Source organism: Zobellia sp. OII3 (assembly GCF_002211465.1).
In the GTDB taxonomy this organism is placed as follows: domain Bacteria; phylum Bacteroidota; class Bacteroidia; order Flavobacteriales; family Flavobacteriaceae; genus Zobellia; species Zobellia galactanivorans.
The window spans coordinates 1-1193 of record NZ_MWRZ01000032.1; the positions used below are offsets into that span (position 1 = coordinate 1).

General features: G+C 37.0%; 1 protein-coding gene. It reads left to right on the forward strand.

Translation table 11 applies throughout. From position 1 onward, the window contains the following. The first annotated feature begins 441 nt into the window (after positions 1–441). A complete protein-coding gene (locus tag B4Q04_RS22350) occupies positions 442–912 on the forward strand; it encodes a hypothetical protein (RefSeq protein WP_123772427.1) in 471 nt (156 codons plus the stop codon). The last annotated feature ends 281 nt before the right edge of the window (positions 913–1193 follow it).

Sequence of the window (1193 nt, forward strand, 5' to 3'; positions counted from 1 at the left end):
GGTAAGAACATCTTCTTTCACTCAATAACCGCCGTATCTACATATCTACCCTTTTGATGTTCTTAGGGCGTTACAATGATGTGCTTGCTTACCCAAGTAAATATGCCTCTGTATACGGTTCCTGTTCGTCAGTACCGAGTTTTGTAGTCTCGCTTTCTTCAGATGTAACTTCGCAGTTACCACCCTTGCGACTTACTAATGCTTCCAGACGTTACTCCAGCGCATGAGGGACTTGCACCCTCTAGATTAATTAACTACTTTTCTGTAGTTAAAAGATGCCCATACTGGGCACACACACCGTGTATAATTAATTGCTAGGTCACTGCCGACTTACGAACATTCCTGCGGAATATTCTATCTGTGATTTATTTGCTAAATTAGTTGCTTAACCACGCAACTAACCATACACAACAACGTTACCCAACATTTAAAGAAACATCATTGAAAAAGGTAATATTCTATATTATAATGGGTTTAATTTATTCTTGTGATTATGTGAGAAATCAGGAGATTCCAGACAAAGCAAATATTTTGAAAGAATCAATGGTCTGTTCTCCTGCGGCATATAGAATAAATAAGATTGATTTAAAAAATAGCGTACCACTTGACGAATGGCAGGATAATTTAACGTGCGAAGGTTATTCAAAAAGACCGATGCAACAGCCTTGGACACCATATAAACTTCTATCTGAAATAAGAAAAAAAGAGATTCTTCAGATGTTTGATTTTTTTCACAAAAATTACCCAGAATGTAAGATACTCCAGGATTTAAAGTTTGAAGAGGGATTTTTTGCTGCCTGTATCACAGAACAATTTTATCAGTCGGAGAACAAGATAAGAACAAGCTTCCACACAATGTTTATTTTGAATAAAGAAAAAAAAGTCCTCTACACTATTAAAGATTTAAATTGAAACATAAGTTCTTAAAAAACCAGCAGACGGATTTCTCATTAAACTGAATATAACTGACAGGATTGATAAATTTTATCAAAATTAAAAAATTAACCTAAATTCGGATTGGAGAAAATTACGGGTTGAGAGAATCAGTGGAACGAAAAACGTTGGGTAATCGAGTGGATGGCTCCGCCATCAAATGACGGAGTGCACCCCTCACACCACCGTACGTACGGGTCTCGTATACGGCGGTTCGTAAATCATCAAACCAAGGCTCTTTTCACCCTTGGCACTATCTT